Origin of the sequence: Wohlfahrtiimonas larvae (assembly GCF_002006755.1) — a bacterium.
GTDB lineage: Bacteria > Pseudomonadota > Gammaproteobacteria > Cardiobacteriales > Wohlfahrtiimonadaceae > Wohlfahrtiimonas > Wohlfahrtiimonas larvae.
The window spans coordinates 1-5,888 of sequence record NZ_MVDO01000204.1 but is presented as its reverse complement, the minus strand read 5'-3'; the positions used below and the strand labels follow the sequence as shown (position 1 = coordinate 5,888).

General features: G+C 37.2%; 5 protein-coding genes. 3 read left to right on the top strand and 2 right to left on the bottom strand.

Going from position 1 to position 5,888, the window contains the following annotated elements; all coding sequences use genetic code 11:
• Positions 1–448 (top strand): class II fructose-bisphosphate aldolase (locus tag BZK14_RS10810; RefSeq protein ID WP_171973707.1); only part of this gene is annotated, 448 nt, incomplete at its 5' end.
• 70 nt (positions 449–518) lie between these two features.
• Positions 519–1,271 carry a 23S rRNA (guanosine(2251)-2'-O)-methyltransferase RlmB gene (rlmB, locus tag BZK14_RS10805; protein ID WP_077926499.1) on the top strand — a complete coding sequence of 251 codons (753 nt, stop codon included), beginning with the start codon at positions 519–521 and terminating at the stop codon, positions 1,269–1,271.
• A gap of 76 nt (positions 1,272–1,347) precedes the next feature.
• Here rlmB and BZK14_RS10800 read toward each other — a convergent pair whose 3' ends face one another.
• Both BZK14_RS10800 and BZK14_RS10795 read right to left on the bottom strand, forming a co-directional pair.
• On the bottom strand, positions 1,348–1,608 hold the full coding sequence (locus BZK14_RS10800) for a hypothetical protein (RefSeq protein WP_077926498.1): 261 nt from the start codon (positions 1,606–1,608) through the stop codon (positions 1,348–1,350).
• A gap of 42 nt (positions 1,609–1,650) precedes the next feature.
• The gene (locus BZK14_RS10795) at positions 1,651–2,586 is read right to left on the bottom strand and encodes a 2-hydroxyacid dehydrogenase (RefSeq protein ID WP_077926497.1); all 936 of its coding nucleotides are present in this window, start codon (positions 2,584–2,586) and stop codon (positions 1,651–1,653) included.
• 220 nt (positions 2,587–2,806) lie between these two features.
• Between BZK14_RS10795 and BZK14_RS10790 the strand changes: the two genes are divergently transcribed.
• Positions 2,807–5,836: a FimV/HubP family polar landmark protein gene (locus BZK14_RS10790; protein ID WP_077926496.1), complete on the top strand. Its 3,030-nt coding sequence runs from the start codon at positions 2,807–2,809 to the stop codon at positions 5,834–5,836.
• Positions 5,837–5,888 lie beyond the last annotated feature (52 nt).

The window sequence follows — 5,888 nt, the reverse complement described above, 5'->3', positions numbered from 1 at the left end:
AGCAATCAGCCCACGCATTACAATTGCAGCATCTTTCGGTAACGTTCACGGTGTTTATAAGCCAGGTAACGTACGTTTGACACCAGTAATTTTGGATAACTCACAGAAATATGTTTCTGAGAAATTTAACTTGCCAGCTAAACATTTAGATTTCGTATTCCATGGTGGTTCAGGCTCTGATTTGAAAGACATTCGTGATGCAATCTCTTACGGTGTGATCAAAATGAATATTGATACTGATACACAATGGGCGACTTGGGAAGGTGTTCATAATTATTACAATGAAAACAAAGATTACTTACAAGGTCAGTTGGGTAATCCTGAAGGCGAAGAAAAGCCAAATAAGAAATATTATGATCCACGTGCTTGGTTACGTGCAGGTCAAGTATCGTTAGTGAATCGTGTATTAGAAGCATTTGAAGATTTGAATGCTATGAACCGTAACTAATTTTAACTTGAGCATATAAAAACCGCACTCGGTGCGGTTTTTTGCATTTAAATAATGTAAAGGTAGCTTTATGAGTAATACAACGATATGGATTCACGGTTTCCATGCCGTGGAAGCAGCTTTTGATGAAGGTTCTGTTGTACAAATTTGGTTGAATGATCAGCGTTTGGATAAACGTGCACAAGCATTTTTAGCAAAATTGAAAGATCAAAAAGTGCCAGTAAATATGGTTAACCAAAAAATGTTGGAATCCAAAACAGGTGAAGAAGCTCGTCATCAAGGCATTGCAGCAGAAGTAAGAGTGATGGATGCTAAAAATGAAAACTTCTTATTTGAGTTATTAGAAGAGCAATCATCACCATTATTATTAATTTTGGATGGTGTGACTGATCCTCATAATGTGGGTGCATGTTTGCGTAGTGCAGAAGCTTTTGGTGTACACGCAGTAATTGCACCAAGAGATCGTGCATGTGGTTTAACACCTGTTGTACGTAAGATTTCAAGCGGTAGTTCTGAGCGTGTACCATTTGTTGAAGTCACAAATTTGGCACGTACGATCGATGATTTGAAAGAACGTGGTGTTTGGTTGGCAGGTTTAGCGGGTGAAGCTACAGAAACTATTTATGATGCTAATCTTACAGGTGCAATGGCAATCATTATGGGTTCTGAAGGTGATGGCATGCGTCGTTTGACAAAAGAAGCATGTGATTTCTTATTAAAGATTCCAATGGAAGGTAAGATTGAGAGCTTGAACGTTTCTGTGGCAACAGGTGTTGTATTATCAGAAAGCCATCGTCAACGTTGTCATAAGCGTAAAAAATAAACTGCTATAGATGATTTATATAAAACAAAACCGCCCAATGGCGGTTTTGTTTTTAATCATTTGGATGAATTATTGGTTAATCTGGAACAGTTCTTTGATATGCTTCTGCTTTTTTACGAGATTCTACTTCAGATTGCATACGATCAGTATGTGGTCTAAAAGCAATTGCACCAATAAATCCTGTAAAGAATAATAAAAAGCCTAACGGGCCAATCATTGTTACAAAATACATGCCAACATCTTGATTACCCCAAAAGATTAATGGAAATCCCACTAACACTCCAATTGCAGTTAATACAATGCCGAGATAAAAAATAACTGTATTAAATTTAAGCATGATGACCTCGCTGTTTCTTAAGTCTTTTAATTATAGCATAACTTAATAGCCACGGTTTAAGTCCACAAGATTATTCGGTAATTTTCCTGCACGAATCAATTTGAAATTTTCAGCAACTTGTTGACTGGCTGTTATGGGATTGGTCATAGCAGCCACATGTGGTGTAATTTCGATGGTGGGTTCATTCCAAAATGGATGTTCTTTCGGTAAGGGTTCTGTTTGGAATACATCTAACAGTGCACCACTTAAATGTTTCGATTGGATTGCGTTCAATAGATCTTGTTCATTGACATGACCACCGCGAGCAGGATTAATTAAATAGGCACCTTCAGGTAATAAAGCTAAAGTCTCTTTGTTTAAAATGTTTCGAGTATCTTCTGTTAATGGTAATAAACATACGAGGATATCACATTGCTTTAAAAATTCGGGCAGTTGGTCTTGACCATGGTAATAAGAAATATCACTGTGTGGTTTAGATGCGCTATTTTTCCAGCCGATCACATTGAAACCATAATCTTTCAGCGCATTAGCAACATAAGCGCCGAGTTCACCTAATCCCAAAACGCCAACGGTTAAATCTTCTTTAAAAAGACGTCGTTTCATTTTCCAATAAGCTTCAGTTTGATATTGATTATAATACTGAATATTACGATAAGCTTTGAGTGCACCATATAATGCATATTCGGCCATTTGTTCACGCATATCATGATCAATGATACGGGCAATCAAAGCATTTTTAGGAATGCTGGGGCATTCAACTAAATGATCAATCCCCATGCCTGTAGATTGTACAAATTTTAGATTCGGTAATTTTTTGAATAGTTCATCATCTGGTTTCCATGCCAAAACCGTTGTAATGTCTGCTAAGTCACCTGGGTTATCGATTGTTCTTAAATCAAATGTTGGATCAATGGCATGTAAATTCTTGATCCATTGGTCAAAATTAGGCAAAACAGTGCTTAAACATAAAATAGCCATATCTTTCTCCTTTAACAAAATGGGGGTATTATTGTTATTAATATAATAATGATTGAGTATATACAAAAATGCATAAACCATAAGATAAATCATGACAAGAGATAATATTACTTTTTTTATAACAGTTTTTTTAAAATTTCGTTAGAATATAAGTAGTTTTGCGATTTTTAAGCTCGCTCCAATTTTAGGACGAATTCAGACTGAGTACTCGGAACAAATTATGATAAGAAAAAATATACTAGCAATTGCATTATTGAGCATCTTCGGAACATCCCATGCTGCTGATGTTGAGAACTTAAGAACCCTTTCATATTTAAACGAGCCATTACGCTTGCAGGCCGATGTTGTTGGTGATGGTGAAATTATTCTTGCTGCACCTACAGAGTATTTGAGGTTGAATCATGCGATTCCAAGTTATGATTTATCAATAGATGTTGTAGAGAATAATGGGCAGAAGCAAGTTGTGTTGACCACAACTGAAGAAATTGAGTCTCCAGCATTAACATTATTATTAGAAAGTAGGGATGAAAATAATCGTCGACAATTATTTGAATTACCTATTATTTTAGATTTTAAGCCAGAGCAAGCTGCAGAACCTGAAATTGCAGAAGTGGCTGAGCCCGAAGTGAATGAAGATAGTGCGACGGTTGCAGTAGATGCGCCGATTGAAACAGCACCTACGGATCAAGTTGCTTTATCTGAGGTACCAAAAGTAACAGAAGAAACGGCTTCGGTAGAGAAAGAACCTGCTAAAGCTACTGAAAAAATTCAACCTAAGGTAAATAATTCTGAGTTGGTAAAACGTTATTCTGTGGAAAAGGGCGAAACATTATGGAGTATTGCGAATAAAGTACGCCCTGCTAATGTTACACCCCAGAAGATGATTGAAATTATTAAAGCCAACAATCCTTCTGCATTTACAGCCGGTGGTGTATTGCGTGCAGATGTCACATTATTGATCCCAGCGGAGACTCAGAAAGTAGAACATAAGTTTGTTGCATCTGAAGAGAGTAATAGTAAAGATGTGCGCATTGGTTATATTTATGAATTACCTGAGCCACCTGTGCAACAAGTTGTTGAGTCAGTTAAAGTAGCAGAGCCTGAGTCTGCTGTGGTTGAAGATGCTGAAGAAGTGACTGTGAAAGTTGTTCGTCCAGTGTCTGAGAGTGTAGCTATTGTGGAACCAGAAGTTATAACAATTGCACCGGAAGCTATTCAGCCTGTGGATTCTGTAGAAATTATTGAACCTGTAATTGAGCCCGCTAAAGAAACAGAAACAACTGTAGTTACGCCTGTAGTAGAGTCAGTTGTTGAAACTGTTACAGCCGAAACAGCACAAGCACAACAAGCAGTAGAGCCAGTGAAAGAAGAGGTTGCTAAACCTGCAGAAACACCGAAAAAACGACCTGTATATGTTATGCCTGAGCCAGAACCTGAGCCAAGCATTGTTGAATTATTATTTGAAAATATTATTTATATAGGCGCTGGAGCTCTTGTTTTAATTTTAGGTTTGTTAGCGATCGTGATGCGTGGTCGTAAAAAAGGTGATGAGCAGAAACAGCCGAAGGCAAAGAAAGAAAAAGGGACTAAGGCACCAAAGGAAAAAGCAGAAAAAACTAAGAAAAAAGGCTTGAGTTTATTGGGTAAGAAGAAAACGGACGCTGTTTCTGTGGATAATGAAGTGACAGACGTACAACATGAGAGTGCATCTGCTGTCGAGTCTGTCGAAACTAAGCCAATTGATAAAACGGTAGCTGCAGCAGCTATTGCAACTTCAGCAGTTACAGCTGCAATAGTTGAATCTAAAGTAGAAGCTAAAGATGAAACAGCCATTGAAAGTTTAGATTTTGATTTATCTTTCACTGGAGATGTTGAGTCTACAGAAACGGTAGCCACACAAGAAGTACAAGAAGAAGGATTAGATTTTAATCTGTCTTCTGTGAACACTAATCCAACTGAAGTAGAAACAGAAACATCAAAAGATGAAGAAAGTTTTGAATCATTAGACTTCGATTTATCTTCTTTAGACACAGAAACTGTAGAAGCAGAGCTAGTTAAAATAGAAGAGCCGATGGAAGGTTTAGATTTTGATTTGTCATCATTAGAGATTGATGCTGCTGTTCCGAATACTGATGCTGAGTCTACTAACGAGTCAATGGAAGGTTTAGATTTTGATTTATCATCTTTAAATGTAGAGCCTACGAGTGAGCCATTAGAATCAGAAGATAAAGTAGAAGAATATGAAGGATTAGATTTTGATCTTTCTGCATTTTCTACGCCTGCTGCGGATACTCAGGTTGATTTAGAAGAGACATTTGATACAGGAACAGCTTTAGATTTTGATTTAAGCGATTTTAAAGTAGAAGAACAATCAACAGAGGTGCAAAATAATGTTGTAGCAGCGCAACCTGATAGTTTTGGTGAAAATAATCCTTTATTTGCACCACAAACAGATAATGCAGATGTGATTGTGGCACAACATGATGATTCATCTGATTCCAGTGAACCTGTCGAGTACATTAGTTTCCCTGATTTATTGGAAAATGCAGAAGATGCTTTAGTTAAAGATGATATTGAAGCTGAGAAACCAGAAGATTTTGGTACTCTTTTAGAAGATGAAGAAGCTGGTTTAGCAAACTTAATGGAAGCTTCTAAAAAATCTGAAGGTGTTGAGCCTAAATTAGACCTTTCTTTTGTTGCAGATGCAGACGATGATGCAGCAAGCATTGCCTTCTTAGATTCATTAGATGTGAGCGATGAGGTAACGTTAGATGATCCAATCAGTAGTTCCGTGAAGGATAATGTTGCCAAATCTATGGAAACAATTGAGATTCCAGAAGTAACATTGGATGTAGAGGCTTTAGATTTACCAACATTGGATGCAAGTACTGTTGAGGAAGTCTCTATTATTGAGCCAGTTGTTGAAGAAGTAGAAGTACCTGAGGTGACTTTGGTTGAACCAACGATTGAAGAGCCTGAGATTACTATAGTTGAGCCAATCATAGAAGCTGCGCCTGTAACACCTGAGCCTGTGATCGAACCTATTGTTCCGCCTGTTGTTGAAGTAGATGAAGATGATGATATAGATGATGCTGATTTTGAGTCTGAACAGGTAAAACTAGAGTTAGCTGTAGCTTACATGGATTTTGATAAGAGTTTAGCAAAACCATTATTAGATGAAGTGATTAAGGATGGTAGTCCAAAGCAGATAGCAAAAGCACAAGCATTATTGGATCAAATAAATTCATAATGACTTAATGTGATAAAGCCTAGATAATTATCTAGGCTTTTTTATTGGGAGA

Coding starts and splice junctions, on each gene's coding strand:
- rlmB (WP_077926499.1), top strand. CDS start 519: ATGAGTAATACAACGATATGGATTCACGGTTTCCATGCCGTGGAAGCA.
- BZK14_RS10800 (WP_077926498.1), bottom strand. CDS start 1,608: ATGCTTAAATTTAATACAGTTATTTTTTATCTCGGCATTGTATTAACT.
- BZK14_RS10795 (WP_077926497.1), bottom strand. CDS start 2,586: ATGGCTATTTTATGTTTAAGCACTGTTTTGCCTAATTTTGACCAATGG.
- BZK14_RS10790 (WP_077926496.1), top strand. CDS start 2,807: ATGATAAGAAAAAATATACTAGCAATTGCATTATTGAGCATCTTCGGA.